At 75.3% G+C, this 17,414-nt stretch carries 7 protein-coding genes; 1 reads left to right on the plus strand and 6 read right to left on the minus strand.

What is annotated here, in order from left to right:
* Window position 1: 1 nt before the first annotated feature.
* From thiO to FHU30_RS39845, 5 genes are read right to left on the minus strand one after another with little or no spacing between them, the layout of a single operon-like run.
* Window positions 2–1,090, minus strand: a complete 1,089-nt coding sequence (thiO, locus tag FHU30_RS39825; RefSeq protein WP_253882891.1) for a glycine oxidase ThiO — start codon at window positions 1,088–1,090, stop codon at window positions 2–4.
* Window positions 1,091–1,106: 16 nt separating this feature from the next.
* Window positions 1,107–3,185, minus strand: a complete 2,079-nt coding sequence (locus FHU30_RS39830) for a type I polyketide synthase (RefSeq protein ID WP_253882892.1) — start codon at window positions 3,183–3,185, stop codon at window positions 1,107–1,109.
* A 14-nt stretch (window positions 3,186–3,199) separates the two neighbouring features.
* The gene (locus tag FHU30_RS39835; protein ID WP_253882893.1) at window positions 3,200–3,763 is read right to left on the minus strand and encodes an FcoT family thioesterase; all 564 of its coding nucleotides are present in this window, start codon (window positions 3,761–3,763) and stop codon (window positions 3,200–3,202) included.
* Window positions 3,760–14,316: a type I polyketide synthase gene (locus FHU30_RS39840; RefSeq protein WP_253882894.1), complete on the minus strand. Its 10,557-nt coding sequence runs from the start codon at window positions 14,314–14,316 to the stop codon at window positions 3,760–3,762. The genes FHU30_RS39835 and FHU30_RS39840 overlap by 4 nt, the downstream gene beginning before the upstream one ends.
* A gap of 48 nt (window positions 14,317–14,364) precedes the next feature.
* Window positions 14,365–15,963 (minus strand): AMP-binding protein, encoded by a 1,599-nt coding sequence (locus tag FHU30_RS39845; protein WP_253882895.1) that lies wholly within the window; start codon window positions 15,961–15,963, stop codon window positions 14,365–14,367.
* 211 nt (window positions 15,964–16,174) lie between these two features.
* Between FHU30_RS39845 and FHU30_RS39850 the strand changes: the two genes are divergently transcribed.
* On the plus strand, window positions 16,175–17,116 hold the full coding sequence (locus FHU30_RS39850) for an ACP S-malonyltransferase (protein ID WP_253882896.1): 942 nt from the start codon (window positions 16,175–16,177) through the stop codon (window positions 17,114–17,116).
* A gap of 57 nt (window positions 17,117–17,173) precedes the next feature.
* Here the strand turns inward: FHU30_RS39850 and FHU30_RS39855 are convergent, their stop codons facing one another.
* A complete protein-coding gene (locus FHU30_RS39855) occupies window positions 17,174–17,410 on the minus strand; it encodes an acyl carrier protein (protein ID WP_253882897.1) in 237 nt (78 codons plus the stop codon).
* Between the last annotated feature and the right edge of the window lie 4 nt (window positions 17,411–17,414).

Below are 17,414 nucleotides of genomic sequence, written 5' to 3' on the forward strand. Positions count from 1 at the left end.
CCTAGCCGAAGCGCAGGGGCGAGAACGGGACGGCCGGGTTGGGCACGGCCGTGTCGGTGAGGTACCCGGCCATGGCCTCCGCGGTGACCGGGCTGAGCTGGACGCCCATCCGGAAGTGCCCGGAGGCCAGGAACACGTCCGGGACGTTCGTGGGGCCGATGACGGGCAGGTCGTCCGGGGAGCCGGGCCGCAGGCTCGCGCTCATCTCGGCGAAGCGCAGGTTCCCGACCCCCGGCAGGACGTCGGCGGCGCGGGCCAGCAGCTGGCCGGTCCCGGCGGCGGTGACGACCTCGTCGTAGCCGCGCTCCTCGTAGGTCGCGCCGATGACCAGCTCGCCGTCCAGCCGCGGGACGAGGTACAGCGACGAGCCCTTGGACAGGGCCCGCGCGGTCAGGTTCAGCAGCGGCGGGTCGGAGTGCAGCCGAAGGATCTGCCCCTTGACCGGCCGGATCTCCGGGATCGCGCCCTTGGGCAGGCCCTCGATGTGGTGCGTCCAGCAGCCCGCCGCGAGCACCAGCCGATCGAACGGGACGGCGCTGCCGTCGCCGAGGATGACGGTGTGGCCGTCCACCCGGACCACGCGCTCGCGCAGGACGGTCCCGCCGAGCTTCTTCAGCGCGGTCTGGAGGGACGCGGTCAAGACGCGCGGGTCGACCGCGCCGTCGTCCGGCGACAGCAGGCCGCCGAGCGCCGGGGCGAACGCGGGCTGCAGCCGCGCGACGTCCTCGGCGGTGACCTTCTCGACCGCGATGCCGAGGTCCTCCTGGAACGCGAACTGGTGGTCCAGGGTGTGCAGCGCGTCGTAGTCGAACGCGGCGTCGAGCACTCCGTCCCGGCGGTACCCGGACGGCGCGAACTCCTCCAACTCCGCCGCGAACGACGGGTACAGGTCGCGGGACGCCAGGTACAGCGCGAGCAGTTTCGGCTGGTCGTAGAGCTGCTCGTTGCCGGGCGGGAGCATCCCCGCCGATACGTGCGAGGCCTTGCTGGCGGGGGCGGGGTCGACCACGGTGACCGACAGGCCGCGCTGCTGCGCGCGCCAGGCGGTCGCCAGGCCGATCACGCCGCCCCCGGCGATGACGACGTTCACTCCATGCCTTCCTGATTCACTGCGCGCCTTCCTGGAGGAGGCGCCGCAGGTGGGTGGCCAGGCCCGCGGGCGTCGGGTGGTCGAAGGTGAGGGTCGCCGGGAGCCGCAGCCCGGTCGCGGCGGACAGCCGGCGGCTGAGTTCGAGGTTGCCGAGCGAGTCGAGCCCGGCGGCGCCGAACTCGCGGTCGGGATCGACGTCCTCCAGGCCGTCGTGGCCGAGGACGGTGGCGGCCTCGGCGCGGACGAACTCCAGCGCGGCCAGGTCGCGCTCGGCCTCGGGCAGGTCGGCGAGGCGGCGGCGCAGCGCGTCGGTGGCGGTCTGCCGCTCGGCGCGGGCGGGCGCGAGGTCCGCGAGCACGGCCGGCACGTCGTCCCCGGAGAGCGCGGCCTCGTTCAGCCGGACGGGCGCGAGGACGGCCTCGTCGCGCGCGAGCGCGGCGTCGAACAGCGCGAGGCCCTGCTCGTGCGCGAGCGGCGCGAGCCCCGAGCGCCGGACGCGGTTGAGGTCGGCGGCCGACAGGCCCGATCCCATGCCGCCGTCGTCGGCCCACAGGCCCCAGGCGAGCGAGACGCCGTGCAGGCCGAGGGCGCGGCGGCGGTGCGCGAGCGCGTCCAGGACGACGTTGGCGGCGGCGTAGTTCGCCTGCCCGGAGTTGCCGATCAGCCCGGCGACCGAGGAGAACAGCACGAACGCGCAGTCCGGGTCGCCGATCAGCTCGTGCAGGTTGAGCGCGGCGTCCACCTTGGGCTTCAGCACGCGGTCCAGGCCGCGCGGGCTGAGCGCGCCGACCGTGGCGTCCGCGACGACCCCGGCCGAGTGGATCACCGCGGACGGCGCGGGGATGCCCGCCAGGACGCGCTCCAGCGCGGCGCGGTCGGCGGCGTCGCACGCGATCACCTCGGCGCGCGCGCCGAGGCCCTCCAGCTCGGCGACCAGCTCGGCCGCGCCGGGCGCGGCGGGCCCGCGGCGGCTGAGCAGCACCAGGTGCCGGACGTCGTGCCGCGTCACCAGGTGGTGGGCGAACACGCGGCCGAGCGCGCCGGTGCCGCCGGTGAGCAGGACCGTCCCGGACAGCGACGTCCGCTTCGGCGCGGGCGGGCAGCGGACGAGCCGGGGCCGCGACAGCGCGCCCTGCCGGATCGCCAGCTGCGGTTCGCCGGTCGCGGCGGCGGCCACGAGCGCGCGGCCCGAGCTCTCCGCGTCGTCGGCGTCCACCAGGACGAACCGTCCCGGATGCTCGGACTGCGCGGCGCGCAGCAGGCCCCAGACCGCCGCGCCGGGCAGGTCGGCCAGGTCCTCTTCGGGACGCGTCGCGACCGCGCCGCTGGTGACCAGCAGCAGCCGCGCGCCCGAGAGCCGGTCGTCGGCGAGCCACTCCTGGACGAGCCCGAGCGCGCGCTGCGCGGCCGACCGGACCGGCGCGTCCTCGTCGGTGCAGGACACCACGACGACCTCGGGCATCGGCCGGCCGTCGCGCAGCGCCGCGTCCAGCGCGCGCAGCGAGGGGTAGGCGTCGAACGGGCGCCGCGCGGCCTTCAGCCCGCCGGTGACGCCCAGGTGGTCGGTGCCGAGGAACGCCCAGGACCGGCGCTCGGCGGACGGCCCCGGCATCGGGACGGCCTGCCAGGTCAGCCGCAGAAGCCGGGTGCTCTGCGCGGCCGCGTCGAGCTGGTCGGCGGTGACCGGCCGCAGGACCAGGCCGTCCACGCTGGCGACCGGATCGCCGTCGGCATCGGTCAGGGTCAGCGCGGCCCCGCCCTCGCCCTGGACGGTCCGGACCCGCACGGCGCGCGCGCCCGCCTTGTGGACCCGGACGCCGCGCAGCGCGAACGGCAGCATGGTGTCGCCGCCGTCCAGGCCGGGGACCAGGGCGGTCTGCAGCGCGGCGTCGAACAGCGCCGGGTGCAGCAGGTAGCCGTCGCCGCCGGCGCCGTCGAGGCCGGCGTCGGCGTGCACCTCCGTGCCGTCCGTCCAGACCGAGCGCAGGCCCCGGAAGGCCGGCCCGTATCGCAGTCCCCGCTCGGCGAGGCGCCCGTACAGGCCCTCGGTGTCGATCTCGGCGGCCCCCTGGGGAGGCCCCGCTGCCGTGGTCATCCGACGTCCTCCGGTCAGATCGCGGGCGGGTTGGTGATGGCGGCGGCGACCTCGCCGTGGCTGTCGCCGCCGTGCTCGTCCCAGTAGCGGCACTTGGTCCGCAGGATCACCAGCGGGTCGCGCAGGTCGTTGCCGTCCCACTCGGCGATGTCGGCGACCTCGATCTCGCCGTGGAAGAACCGGCCGCGCATGGACGCGCGGAACGCGCTCTTGAAGTCGGTGATGAACACGTCGCCGAGCTGCCGGTGCCAGAACTCCTCCAGCGTCCAGCGCGAGAACGGCTCGATCATCGACTCCTTCACCGCCTTGGCCATCAGGTAGTAGGCCATCTGGTTGAAGCAGATGTTGAACTCGACCGAGTTGAAGTGCCCGGTGTCGTCGATGTAGCAGGACTCGGGGATCTCGAAGGTGCAGGCCCCGACCAGCCGCCCGCCGTCGAGCGGGTCGCCGCTGAGGGTGATCTCGATCGAGGTCAGGTACTCGCACCGCTTGGCCCGGTAGGGCGTCAGCACCCGGTGCAGCAACTCCTGGTCGGTGGGGTACACGCGCTGTCCGGTGTGTTCCAGCAGCTCGGTCATGCGCTCTCTCCTGATCGTTGCGCGGCGCGCAGCAGGTCGGCCACGCTCATCGTCTGGAACTCTTCGGTCGGGTCGGGCTCCGGCTCCGCGGCGGGCGCGGACGCGTGCGCGGGCTCGGGGGCCTCGGGGAACAGCTCGTCCAGGAGGTGGCGGGTCAGGGCGAGGGCCGTGGGGTGGTCGAAGACGAGGGTCGCGGGGAGGCGCTCGCCGACGGTCTCGCCGAGGCCGTTGCGGAACTGGACGGCGGCGAGCGAGTCGAAGCCCATGTCGCGGAAGGACCGCTCGGGGTCGACCTCGCCGGGACCGCCGTAGCCGAGGGTCGCGGCGGCCTGGGCGCGGACGGCGTCCAGCAGCGCCTGCTCGCGGCGGGCCGGGGACATCGCCGCCAGCCGGTCGCGCCAGCCGCCGGCGGGTTCGGCGGCGGTCGCGGTGTCCACGACGCGGCGGGCCGGGCCGCGGACGAGGTCGCGCAGCGGGTACGGGACGTCCGCGCGGGACATTCCGGTCAGGTCGAGCCGGACGGGCGCGAGGAACGCGCGGTCGAGCGCTCCGGCGGCGTCCAGCAGGGCCAGGCCGTCCTCGGACGCGATCGGCAGGACGCCATCGCGCTTCATGCGGGCGAGATCGGTGTCGTCGAGCGCGCCGGTCATGCCGCTGGCCTCGGCCCACAGGCCCCAGGCGAGGGATTGCGCGGGCAGACCGTTCGCGCGGCGGTGCGCGGCCAGGCCGTCGAGGAAGGCGTTGGCGGCGGCGTAGTTGGCCTGGCCCGCGCCTCCGGTGACGCCTGCGGCCGAGGAGAACAGGACGAACGCGGTCAGGTCCTGGTCGGCGGTGAGGTCGTGCAGGTGGAGCGCCGCGTCCGCCTTGGGCCGCAGGACGGCGGCGAGCCGCTCGGGCGTCAGCGAGGCGAGGATGCCGTCGTCCAGGACGCCCGCCGTGTGCACGACGCCGCTGAGCGTGCGGCCCTTGAGCAGGGACGCGAGGGCCTCGCGGTCGGCGGCGTCGCAGGAGGCGATCTCCACGCGCGCGCCGAGTTCGGTCAGCGCGTCCGCCAGGTCGGACGCGCCGGGGGCGTCCGGGCCGCGGCGGCTGGTGAGCAGCAGGTCGGTGACGCCGTGCGCGGTGACCAGGTGCCGGGCGACGAGCGCGCCGAGCGTCCCGGTGCCGCCGGTGATCAGGACCGTCCCGGGGCCGAAGGCGCTGGCGGGCTTGCCGGTCCGCTCCCCCGCGACGCGAGTAAGGCGCGGACGGTACGGCACGCCAGAGCGCACCGCGATCTGCGGTTCGCCAGTCGCCAGCGCGGTTTCCAGATCGGTGTCGGAGTCGGTGTCTGAGTCGGAGTCGGAGTCGATGAGGACGATCCGGCCCGGGTTCTCGGTCTGCGCGCTGCGGACGAGGCCCCAGACGGCGGCGCCGGCGAGGTCGGTGACGTCCTCGTCGCGGACCTGGACCGCGCCGCGCGTGACGACGGCGAGGACGGCGTCGTCCCGGTCGTCCGCCAGCCACGACTGGATCCGCTCCAGCGCCGAAAGGGTCTCGGCGTGGACGGCCTCGGCGCTCGTCCCGGGCGTGCTCCGGTACACGACCGAGGCCGGTGTTGCGGCGGTCGTTTCAGCTGGGGTCCAGGTCAGCTCGAACAGCGCGTCGTGGGTGGTGTCGGTTCCGGCGGACGCGGCGGGCCGCAGCACGAGCGACTCGACCGTGGCGACGACGCGTCCGGAGGTGTCGGTGAGGCGCAGTGCCACCTCGTCCTCGCCGAGCTTCGTCATCCGCAGGCGGAGCGCGGCGGCTCCGGTGGCGTGCAGGTCGATGCCCGTCCAGGCGAACGGGAGGGTGACGCGGCCGGGGTCGTCGGCAAGCAGCGCGGTGGCGTGCAGCGCGGCGTCCAGCAGGGCCGGGTGCAGGCCGAAGCCGCCCGGATCGGCGTCCAGGACGAGATCGGCGAAGACCTCGTCGCCTGCACGCCAGGCGGCGCGCATCCCCTGGAACACCGGGCCGTAGGCGAGGCCGTCCGTCCCCTCGTAGAAGCCGGTCAGGTCGATCGGTTCGGCATTCTCGGGCGGCCACACCACGGCCTCGGCGGCGGCTACGGCGTCGGTGGCGGGTTCGGCGGCGGCGTCGGCAAGGCGTCCGACGGCGTGCCGGGTCCAGGGGCGGTCGGCCGGGGCGTCCTCGGGACGGGAGTGGATCGTGACCGTGCGCAGGCCGGCGTCGACGGCGACCTGGATCGCCACGCCGCCGCGCTCGGGCAGGACGAGCGGGGCCTCCAGGGTCAGGTCGGCGACGCGTCCGCGTCCGGCCTCGTCCCCGGCCCGTACGGCCAGCTCGACGAACCCGGTGCCGGGGAACATCGCGTTCCCGCCGACGACGTGGTCCGCGAGCCAGGGCTGCGCGGCGAGCGAGAGGCGGCCGGTGAGCAGCACTCCCCCGGTCCCGGCGACCGGGACGGCGGCACCGAGCAGCGGGTGCCCGGCCGCGACCTGCCCGATGCCGGACGCGTCGCCGGTCCGCTCCGGGACGTCCAGCCAGTAGCGCTTGCGCTGGAACGGGTAGGTCGGCAGGTCCACGCGGCGGGCGCCGGTGCCGGCGAACACGGTCTCCCAGTCGACCGTCGCGCCGCGCACGTAGGCCTCGGCGAGCGCGGTGGTGAAGCGGCGCGGCCCGCCCTCGTCGCGGCGGAGCGTGCCGATGAGCGCGGGGCTCGCCCCGGCGTCGTCGGCGGTCTGCTCCAGGCCGAGCAGCAGCCCGGGGTGCGGGCTTGCCTCGACGAAGATCTCGAAGCCGTCGGCGAGCAGCGCCCGCGTGGTCTCCTCGAACCGGACGGTCTGCCGCAGGTTGGTGTACCAGTACTCGGCGTCCAGGCCGGCGGTGTCGAGCGGCGCGGCGGTGACGGTCGAGTAGAACGGCACGGACGCCGTCCTCGGGGCGAGGCCGTCCAGTTCGGTGAGGATGCTGTCGCGGATCTGCTCGACGAACGCCGAGTGCGAGGCGTAGTCGACCGGGATGCGCCGGACGCGCACGTCGTCGGCTTCGAGGCGGGCCTTCAGCTCGTCCAGGGCGTCGGGGTGCCCGGCGACGACGGCCGACCCGGGGCCGTTGACGACGGCGAGCTGGAGGCGTCCGTCCCAGGCGGCGAGGTGCTCGGCGATGCGGTCGGCGGGCAGCGCGACCGACATCATGCCGCCGCTCCCGGCGAGTTCGCGGCCGATGATCCGGCTCCGGAGGGCGACGACGCGCGCGCCGTCCTCCAGGGACAGGCCACCCGCGACGCAGGCGGCGGCGATCTCGCCCTGCGAGTGCCCGACGACGGCGGACGGCTCGACCCCGGCCGCGCGCCACGCCTCGGCCAGCGACACCATCACCGCCCACAGGACGGGCTGGACGACGTCCACGGCGTCGAGCGAGGGCGCGCCGTCCGCGCCGCGCAGCACGTCGAGCAGGTCCCACTCGACGTAGGGTTCGAGGGCCTTGGCGCATTCGTTGAGGCGGGCGGCGAAGGCGGGCGAGTGCTCCAGCAGCTCGACGCCCATGCCCTGCCACTGCGAGCCCTGGCCGGGGAAGACGAACACGGCCCGGTCGTCGCCGCGCGGCGTGCCGCGCACGACGGTGTCGGACTTCTCGCCCGCGGCGAGCGCGTCGAGCCCGGCGAGCAGGCCGTCGCGGTCGGCATCGACGATCACGGCCCGCTGCGCCAGCGCGGCACGGCCGCGGACGAGCGAGGCGGCCACGTCCAGCTCGTCTGCGTCGCTGCGGAGCAGCGACGCGATCTGCGCGGCCTGGTCGCGAAGAGCGCCGGGCGAGGCCGCCGACAGGTTCAGCGGCACGACCGGCGGACGGTCGCCGCGCGTTTCGGGCACCGCGGCGGGCGGCGCCTCCTCCAGCACGACGTGCGCGTTGGTGCCGCTGACACCGAACGAGGACACGCCGGCGCGGCGCGGGCGCCCGAGGGCGGGCCACGGCCGGGCCTCGGTGAGCGTCTCGACGGCGCCCTCGGTCCAGTCGATGTGCGGGGACGGCTCGTCGGCGTGCAGCGTGCGCGGCAGGGTGCCGTGCCGCATCGCCTCGACCATCTTGATCACGCCCGCGACGCCGGCGGCGGCCTGGGTGTGCCCGATGTTGGACTTCACCGAGCCGAGCCACAGCGGGTCGTCGCCCGCGCGGTCCTGCCCGTAGGTGGCCATGAGCGCCTGCGCCTCGATCGGGTCGCCGAGCGCGGTGCCGGTGCCGTGGCCCTCGACGGCGTCCACGTCGGCGGGGGTGAGCCCGCCGACCGCGAGCGCCTGCCGGATGACGCGCTGCTGGGACGGCCCGTTCGGCGCGGTCAGCCCGTTGGACGCGCCGTCCTGGTTGACCGCGCTGCCGCGCACGACCGCGAGGATCGGGTGGCCGTTGCGCTTGGCGTCGGAGAGGCGTTCGAGCAGGAGCATGCCCGCGCCCTCGCCCCAGCCGGTGCCGTCGGCGGCGGCGCCGAACGCCTTGCAGCGCCCGTCCGCGGCCAGGCCGCTCTGCAGGCTCATGTCCACGAACGTCTCGGGCGTGGCCATCACGGTCACGCCGCCCGCGAGCGCCAGCCCGCACTCGCCGGTCCGCAGCGCCTGGACGGCCCAGTGCAGCGCGACCAGCGAGGACGAGCACGCGGTGTCGACGGTGACGGCCGGGCCCTCCAGGCCGAGGGTGTAGGCGACGCGTCCGGACGCGACGCTGCCCGCGCTGCCGTTGCCGATGAAGCCCGCGACGTCCTCGGGGATGCTGCCTAGGCGCAGCGCCCAGTCGTGGTACATCACGCCGGCGAACACGCCGGTGGCGCTGCCGCGCAGGCTCGCCGGGTCGATCCCGGCGCGCTCCAGGGCCTCCCAGCTGGTCTCCAGCAGCAGCCGCTGCTGGGGGTCCATCGCGAGGGCCTCCTTCGGGCTGACGCCGAAGAACCCCGGGTCGAAGTCGGCGGCGTCGTGCAGGAAGCCGCCCTCGCGGACGTAGGTGGTGCCGAACCGGCCGGGCTCGGGGTCGTAGATCTCGTCCATGTCCCAGCCGCGGTCGGTGGGGAACCCGCTGATCGCGTCGGTGCCGCCCGCGACCAGGTCCCACAGCTCGGCGGGTGAGGTGACGCCGCCGGGGTAGCGGCACGCCATCCCGACGATCGCGATCGGCTCGTCCGCGGTCGTCCGGGCCGGACGCTCGGTGCGCGCGGGCTTGGCGGCGCCCCGGACCTTCTCCAGCAGGTGGTCGGCGAGGGCGCGCGGCGTCGGGTGGTCGAAGATCAGCGTGGAGGTGAGGCGGAGGCCGGTCGCGGTGCCGAGCGCGTTGCGCAGCTCGACGGCGGCCAGCGAGTCGAAGCCGAGGTCGCTGAAGGCACGGCGCGGGTCGACCGCGGACGCGCCGTCGTGGCCGAGGACGGAGGCGACGCGTCCGCGCACGAGGTCCAGGACGATCCGGTCGCGGTCGGCCTCGGACTTCCCGTCGAGACGGTCGGCGAGCGTCCCGGTTCCGGGGGCCCGCGTGGCCGAGGCGGCCCGGCGGGCGGGTGCGCGGACGAGGCCGCGCAGCATCGGCGGCACGCCGTCCGGACGGGTCCGGAGCGCGGCGGCGTCGAAGCGCAGCGGGACCAGCGCGGGCACGTCGGTCCGGAGCGCCCGGTCGAGCAGGGCGAGGTTCTCCTCGGGGCCGAGCGCGGGCAGGCCGGACCGCTCGGCGCGGCGGAGGGTGACCTCGTCCAGCAGGGCGCCCATGCCGACGTCGCCCGCCCACAGGTTCCAGGCCAGGGACGTCGCGGGCAGGCCGGTTTCGGCGCGGTGCGCGGCGAGGGCGTCGAGGAAGGCGTTCGCGGCGGCGTAGTTGCCCTGCCCGGCCGACTCCAGGGTTCCGGCGGCGGACGAGAACAGCACGAACGCCGTCAGGGGCAGGTCGCGGGTCAGCTCGTGCAGGTGCCACGCGCCGTCCGCCTTGCCGCGGAAGACCGTTGCGACCTGCTCGGCAGTGAGCGATCCGGCGAGGCCGTCCGCGACGACCCCGGCCGTGTGGACGACGCCGGTCAGCGGATGCTCGGCGGGGACCGCTTCGAGCAGCGCGGCGAGCGCGTCGCGGTCGGCGACGTCGCAGGCGGCGATCGTGACGTGCGCGCCGAGCGCGGTCAGGTCGGCGGCGAGGTCGGACGCGCCGGGCGCGTCAGGTCCGCGCCGTCCGGTGAGCAGGAGGTGCCGGACGCCGTGCTCGGTGACCAGGTGCCGGGCGACCAGGCCGCCGAGGCCGCCCGTCCCGCCGGTGATCAGGACGGTGCCGTCCGGGGTCCACGGGGACGGGCCGTCCTGTGCGGGCACCCGGGCGAGGCGCGGCACGCTGACCTCGCCGTCGCGGAAGGCGAGTTGCGGCTCGCCCGTGGCGATCGCGGCCCTGATCTCGTGCTCGGGAACCTCGCGGTCGGTGTCGACCAGGACGAAGCGGTCGGGGTTCTCCGACTGCGCCGCGCGGACGAGCCCCCAGACAGGCGCGAGCACCATACTCGCGATGGCGTTCCGGGTGACGATCGCGAGGCGGGCGTCATCGCGCAGCGCGCTCTGGATCAGTTCGAGGACGTGCAGCGTCGCGGCCTGCGCCGCTTCGGCGGGCGTGCCGTCGAAGCGCTCGGGGACGTGGGCGATCTCGATGTCGTCGGCCGTCGTGTCGGGGACGCGCAGCGCGGTCCATTCGACGCGCAGCAGGTCGCCGCCGCGCTTGGCCGTAGCACGCAGACCGTCCGTGTTCACGGGCCGCTGGACCAGCGAGCGGACCGTGGCGACCGGCGCCCCGGTGTCGTCGGTGAGGTCCACCGACACCGCGTCCGGTCCGGCCGGCGCGACGCGGACGCGGACCGACGACGCGCCGGACGCGTGCAGCTCGACGCCGACCCAGGCGAACGGCAACCGCACCTGGCCGTCGTCCGGGCCCTCGGCGGCGTGCAGCGACGCGTCCAGCAGCGCCGGGTGCAGGCCGAAGCGGTCGCCCTCGCCGTTGAGGGCGACTTCGGCGAACACCTCGTCCCCGCGCCGCCAAGCCGCGCGGACGTTCTGGAACGCGGGCCCGTAGGCGTAGCCCTGCTCGGCCTGCCGCTCGTAGAGGCCGGTCACGTCGAGCGGCTCGGCGTCGGCGGGCGGCCACTGGGTCAGCTCGTTCGGGACGGCTTCGGACTCCTCGGCGAGCAGCCCGGAGGCGTGCCGCGTCCACGGGCCGTCGGCGCCGGCCGGTCGGGAGAAGATCTCGACCGGGCGGCGTTCGGTGGCGTCGGCCGCGCCGACGACGACCTGGATCTCGGTGGTCGCGTCGGCTGCGAGCGGCAGCGGCGCTTCGAGGGTCAGCTCGTCCAGGACGGGGTGGCCCGCCTCGTCCCCGGCGCGGATCGCCAGCTCGACGAACGCGGTTCCGGGCAGGACGAGCGAGCCGCCGATGACATGGTCGGCGAGCCAGGTCTGCGAGCGCGGGGACAGACGTCCAGTAAGCACCAGGCCGTCGCTGCCCGCGAGGCTGACGGCCGTGTCGAGCAGCGGGTGCCCGACCGCGCCGGGACGGTCCCCGGCGTCCAGCCAGTAGCGGCGGCGCTGGAAGGCGTAGGTGGGCAGGGCGACGCGGCGCGCGCCGCGCCCGGCGAAGAAGCCGTCCCAGTCGACGGCGACGCCGCGCGCGTGCGCGAGCCCGAGCGCCGTGACGGCCTGCCGCTCCTCGCCGTGCCCGTCGCGCAGGAGCGGGACGAAGGCGGCGGCGTCCGCCGCGTCGCCGTCCAGGCAGTCTCGGCCGAGCGCGGACAGGACGGCGTCGGGCCCGAGTTCGAGGTAGGTGGTGACGCCCGCCTCGTCCAGCCGCCGCATCCCGTCGGCGAACCGGACGGCCTCGCGGACGTGCCGCACCCAGTACCCGGCGTCGTACGACTCGACCGGCTCGCCGGTCAGGTTCGACACGACCGGCACGCGCGGCGGCGCGTACTCCAGGGTCTCCGCGATGCCGCGGAAGGTGTCGAGCATCGGGTCCATCAGGACCGAGTGGAAGGCGTGCGAGACGCGCAGGCGGCGGGTCTTGCGGCCCTGCTCGGCGAAGCGCGCGGCGACGGCCAGCACCGGCTCTTCATCGCCGGACAGCACGACCGACGTCGGGCCGTTCACCGCCGCGATTCCCACGCGGTCGGTGAGGTAGGGCGCGACCTCGTCCTCGGTGGCCTGGACGGCGACCATCGCGCCGCCGGACGGAAGCTCCTGCATCAGCTCCCCGCGCGCGCCCACGAGGAGCGCGGCGTCGGCGAGGGTCAGCACCCCGGCGCAGTGCACGGCGGCGATCTCACCGATGGAGTGGCCGAGCAGGTAGTCGGGCGTGACGCCCCACGACTCCAGGAGCCGGAACAGCGCGACCTCGATCGCGAACAGCGCGGCCTGCGCGTACCGGGTCTGGTCGAGCAGGCCGTCCTGCGGGCTGCCCGGCTCGGCGAACAGCACGTCGCCGAGCGGCTCGTCCAGGTGGACGTCGAGGTGGTCGGCGGCGTCCTGCAGCGCCTTGGCGAACGCCGGGAAGGCGCGGACCAGCTCGCGGCCCATGCCGAGCCGCTGGCTGCCCTGGCCGGTGAACAGGAACGCGGTCCGGCCCTGGTCGGCGAGCGTCGAGCCGGTGACCAGGGCGGACGCGGTCTCGCCGGCGGCGAGGGCGGTCAGGGCGCGGCGCAGCTCGTCCTTGTCGGCGGCGACGATCGCCGCGCGGTCGCGGAGGGCGGCGCGGGTCGTCGCGGCAGAGAAGGCCAGGTCGAGCGGGGTCGTGTCGTCCAGGACGGTCAGGAGCCGTTCGGCCTGGCCGCGCAGCGCGTCCTCGCCCTGCGCCGAGAGGACGACCGGGACGATCCGTTCGTCCTGCACCGGGAGGATCCGGTCGTCCTGCACCGACTCCGGCACGTCCTGAGCGGGCACGTCCCGGGCGGGCGGTTCCTCGATGATGACGTGCGCGTTGGTGCCGCTCGCGCCGAACGACGAGACGCCCGCGCGGCGCGGCGCCTCCCCCGGCTCCCAGGGGGACGGCTCGGTGAGCAGCCGGACGGTCCCGGCCGACCAGTCGACGTGCGGGGTCGGCTCGTCCACGTGCAGGGTGCGGGGCAGGACGCCGTTCCGCATCGCGAGCACCATCTTGATCACGCCCGCGGCGCCGGCCGCGGCGCCGGTGTGCCCGATGTTGGTCTTGACCGAGCCGAGGCGCAGCGGCGCGTCCGGGGTGCGGCCGCGCCCGTAGACGTTGACGATCGCGCGGCCCTCGATCGGGTCGCCGAGAGTCGTGCCGGTACCGTGCGCCTCGACCGCGTCCACCTCGCCGGGGGTGAGCCCGGCGTCGGCGAGCGCGGCGCGGATCACGCGCTGCTGGGCGAGGCCGTTGGGCGCGGTCAGGCCGTTGGACGCGCCGTCCTGGTTGATCGCGGTGCCGCGCACGACGGCGAGCACCGGATGGCCCTCTCGGACCGCGTCCGACAGCCTGGCCAGCACGAACACGCCGACACCCTCGGCGAAGCAGGTGCCGTCGGCGGACGCGGCGAACGCCTTGATCCGTCCGTCCTGCGCCAAGCCGCGCTGGCGGCTGAAGGTGGTGAACGTGCCCGGGCTGGAGATCACGGTGACGCCGCCGGCCAGCGCCAGGCCGCACTCGCCGCGCCGCAGCGACTGGACGGCCAGGTGCAGCGCGGTCAGCGACCCCGAGCACGCGGTGTCGACCGTCAGGGTCGGGCCTTCGAGGCCGAGGGTGTAGGCGACGCGTCCGGACACCACGCTCGGCAGGTTGCCCGCCATGACGTAGCCGTCGAGACCCTCCGGGGCCTCGTGCGTGCGCGGGCCGTACTCGTGCGGCTCGACGCCGATGAACACGCCGGACGGGGTGCCGCGCAGGCGGCCGGGGTCGATCCCGGCGCGCTCCAGCGCCTCCCAGCAGGTCTCCAGCAGCAGCCGCTGCTGGGGGTCCATCGCCAGGGCCTCCTTGGGCCCGATCTGGAAGAACCCGGCGTCGAAGTCGGCGGCGTCCGGCATGAACCCGCCGCGCCGCACGTAGCTCGCGCCGGACGCGGACGGGTCGGGGTCGTAGAGCCGGTCCAGGTCCCAGCCGCGGTCGGCGGGGAAGTCGGTGAGCACGTGCGTGCCGCCGTCGAGCAGCCGCCACAGGTCGTCCGGGCCGGTGACGCCGCCGGGGAACCGGCAGCCGATGCCGACGATCGCGATCGGCTCGTCCAGGGCGGTCCGCGTCGCGGCCGGCTCGTCGGGCTCGTCGGCGGTGCCGCCGAGGACGGCGGCCAGGTGCCGGGCCAGCGCGGACGGCGTCGGGTGGTCGAAGCCGATCGTGACGGGCAGCTCGGCGCCGGGGCGTCCGGCCAGCGCCTCGGCCAGCTCGGCACTGAGCCGCCGGTGCAGCTGGACGAGGCCGAGCGAGTCCAGGCCCGCTTCGAGGAACGGGCGGTCGGCGGCCACGGCGGCGGCGCGGCCGTCGTGGGCGTCCGGATCGGCGTCGCGCAGCACGGCGGCGGCCTGTGCCAGCACGAGGTCCAGCAGCGCGGCGGTCCCCGGCTCGGTCATGTGTGAACTCCGCAAGGTCAGAGGTGATCGGGTTCGGAGGCGAGCGGGTCAGGACGCCGCGAGCGCGGTCAGCGCGGCGCGGTCCACCTTGCCGTTCGTGGTCAGCGGGAACTCCGGCACGACGTGCACGCCCTGCGGGATCATGTAGCCGGGCAGCGCGGCGCGGCAGAACGCCACCAGGTCCCGGGTCGCGGGCGCGGCGTCCGGGCGGTGCGTGACGAACGCGTGCAGCCGCGGGTCGTCGTCCGGGCGCGGCACCAGCAGCGCGACCGCGCCGGTGACGCCGGGGAACGCGCCGATGCGGCGCTCGATCTCGCCCAGCTCGACCCGGTTGCCGCGGATCTGCACCTGCGAGTCGGCGCGGCCGCGGAAGTACAGCTCGCCGCCCGGGCCGCGGGAGGCCAGGTCGCCGGACTTGAACACGACGCGTCCCGAGCGCGGGTCGAGCGGGTCGGGGACAACGGCGCGCCGGGTGGCCTCCGGGTCGTCCCAGTAGCCGGAGAACAGCGACGGGGTGTGCAGGTGGATCTCGCCGACCTCGCCCGGCTCGTCCACGGCCTCGCCGTCCGGGCCGATGAGCGTCATCTCCGCCCCGGCGAAGGCGTGCCCGATCGACAGGCGCGCGGTGTCCTCGGGCAGCGGGTTGGCGACGTCGGTGAAGGAGGCGGCCATCGTCTCGGTCGCGCCGTAGGCGTTGGTGAAGCGGACCTTCGGCAGCAGCTCCTGGACGCCGCGCAGCTCGTCCAGCGGGAAGTCCTCGCCGGAGAACAGGATGCCGCGCAGGCCGTTCTCGCCCAGCTCGGCCAGCACGCCCGGGTCGTGCTTCAGCACCGGGCGCCAGATCGACGGCACGCCGTTGACCTGCGTCGTCCCGGTGTCGCGCAGGTGCGCGGCGAACCGGCGCGGCCAGCTCAGCCGGTCCCGCGGGACCGGGACCAGCGCCGCGCCGTGGCTGAGCGCGAACCCGATGTCGAACAGCGCGAAGTCGAACTGGAGCGGCGAGGTGCTGGCCACCCGGTCGTCGGCGCCGATCAGGTGCTCGGCCTCGGCGCCGCGCAGGAACGCGATGACGCTGCGGTGGCTCATCACCACGCCCTTGGGGCGGCCCGTGGTGCCCGAGGTGAAGATGATGTAGGCGGTGTCGACCGGCGTGACCGCGCGGCGGCGGCGGACGCGCCGCTCGGGCGCGCGCTCGACGGTCAGGCCGTCCGCGCCCGCACCGAAGCGGGCGGTGCCGACGGTCTCGGGGATGCTGGCGCGGGTGCCGTGCGCGGACTGGAGGTGCAGGGCGGGCTCGGCGCTCTTGATGATCGTCTGGAGCCGCTCGTCCGGGGTCTCGGGGCTGGCCGGGATGAACGGCAGCCCGACCGTCGCGCAGGCGAGCAGCGCCGCGACGGCGTCCGCGCCGTTGTCGGCCTCCAGGACCACCCGGTCGCCGACGTCCAGGCCGAGCGTGTCGAGGTCGGCGGCGAGGGTGTCGGCGCGGCGCTCCAGCTCGCCGTAGGTGACGGTCTCGATGCCGCCCTCCGGCGCGGGCTGGATCACGGCCGGCCGCTCCGGGGCGGTCCGCGCGGCGGCCAGCAGGTAGCTCCGCAGGTTGTCCACCGATGCGTGCGCCCGGGCCGGACGTGCTCCATTCGGGCTCATGCCCACCCTCCGATTCGGCCTTCGCCATTCAATACAAGGAGCTTTCTAACAGGGCCGTTCCCGGGGCCACAACCACCCCTAATAGCGGGCGGGCGGGGTTAGGGGGCGTTAGGGGTTATCGGCCGCTCGGAGGCCCGGCGAGACTGACCGCCTGAATGGACGTCCGGCAATGGACTTCCGGATGTTACGCAACGAAAAGGGAATTGAAAAGATGTCGGCGATCGTCTTTCCCGGAATCGGCCCGACGCGGTTCGCCGACGCGGCCCGCTTCCTGGCCGCCAGCCCGTCCGCGCGCCCGCTGGTCGCCGAGGCCGGCCGGGTGCTCGGCTACCCGCTGCTGGCCCGCTACCGCGAGGCCGAGGCGCGCGGTGACCAGGGCGCCTACCCCGAGTCCGCGCGGATCGCGTTCCTGGTCGCGTGCCTGGCGCTGGCCGACTGGGCGGTCGCCGAGCACGACCTGGAGCCGGTCGCCTGCGCCGGCGCCAGCTTCGGCGGGACGGCCGCGGCCGTGTTCGCCGGCGCCGTCCCGTTCGCCGAGGCCATCGCGCTGACCGCCGAGTGGGGCCGCCGTGTGGACGCCTACTTCGAGCATGCGCACCGCGACATCGCGACCCAGTCGTTCGCCCGCGTCGGGCTCGACCACCTGGCCGAGATCCGCGCCGAGCTGGACGCGCAGGGCGAGTGGAACGAGGTCGCCTGCCACGTCGACGACGACTTCCACATGCTGTCGGTGCGCGAGGACGTCCTGGACTGGCTCCAGGCGCGGATCCGCTCGGCCGGCGGCCTGCCGCTGTACGTGATGCGCCCGCCGATGCACTCCACCGCGTTCGCCGAGCTGCGCGCGGAGATCGCCGCCGAGGTGCTCGCGGACGTCCCGTTCAGCGACCCGCGCATCCCGATCGTGTCGGACCACGACGGCTCGCTGGTCCGGACGGCCGAGGGTGTGCGGACGCTGCTGCTGGACGCGGTCACCCGGACCGTCCGGTGGCCGGACGTGGTGGCGACGCTGCGCGGCATGGACGTCTCGCGGGTCGTCGTCGCGGGCCAGGACGCGCTGTGGGGCCGGGTGGACGTGATGACCCGGTCGTTCGAGGTGGTCGCGGTCAAGCCGGAAACGGCGATGCGACCGCGCCGGCGCAGCGCGATCGCATAGCGGTCTCCGAGGCGTCCGGCGCGGTCGGCGCAGGGCCGCGCGGGTCTTTAAGCGCGGTCAGCGCAGGGCGGCGAGGGTCTTCCAGAGGGTCGCGGGGGTGGCGAAGTTGGCGACGTCGAGGGCGTCGTCCACGAACCGGACGCCGTACGCGTCCTCCAGCCCGGAAAGCAGCGCGACCATTCCCATGGAATCGAGCCCGAAGTCATGCAGGCCAAGGTCGGCGGAGAATTCCTCGTCCGGCCCCAGCAGCGGAAGGTGTTTGCGGAGGATCTGCTCGAACGGCTCGTCCCACATGCGG

Source organism: Actinomadura rupiterrae (assembly GCF_024172125.1).
Lineage (GTDB): Bacteria > Actinomycetota > Actinomycetes > Streptosporangiales > Streptosporangiaceae > Spirillospora > Spirillospora rupiterrae.

Excerpts from the sequence above, each read along its gene's own strand:
- FHU30_RS39845 (WP_253882895.1), bottom strand. The coding sequence starts at position 15,963 with ATGAGCCCGAATGGAGCACGTCCGGCCCGGGCGCACGCATCGGTGGAC.
- FHU30_RS39855 (WP_253882897.1), bottom strand. The coding sequence starts at position 17,410 with ATGTGGGACGAGCCGTTCGAGCAGATCCTCCGCAAACACCTTCCGCTG.
- FHU30_RS39850 (WP_253882896.1), top strand. The coding sequence starts at position 16,175 with ATGTCGGCGATCGTCTTTCCCGGAATCGGCCCGACGCGGTTCGCCGAC.
- FHU30_RS39835 (WP_253882893.1), bottom strand. The coding sequence starts at position 3,763 with ATGACCGAGCTGCTGGAACACACCGGACAGCGCGTGTACCCCACCGAC.
- FHU30_RS39840 (WP_253882894.1), bottom strand. The coding sequence starts at position 14,316 with ATGACCGAGCCGGGGACCGCCGCGCTGCTGGACCTCGTGCTGGCACAG.
- FHU30_RS39830 (WP_253882892.1), bottom strand. The coding sequence starts at position 3,185 with ATGACCACGGCAGCGGGGCCTCCCCAGGGGGCCGCCGAGATCGACACC.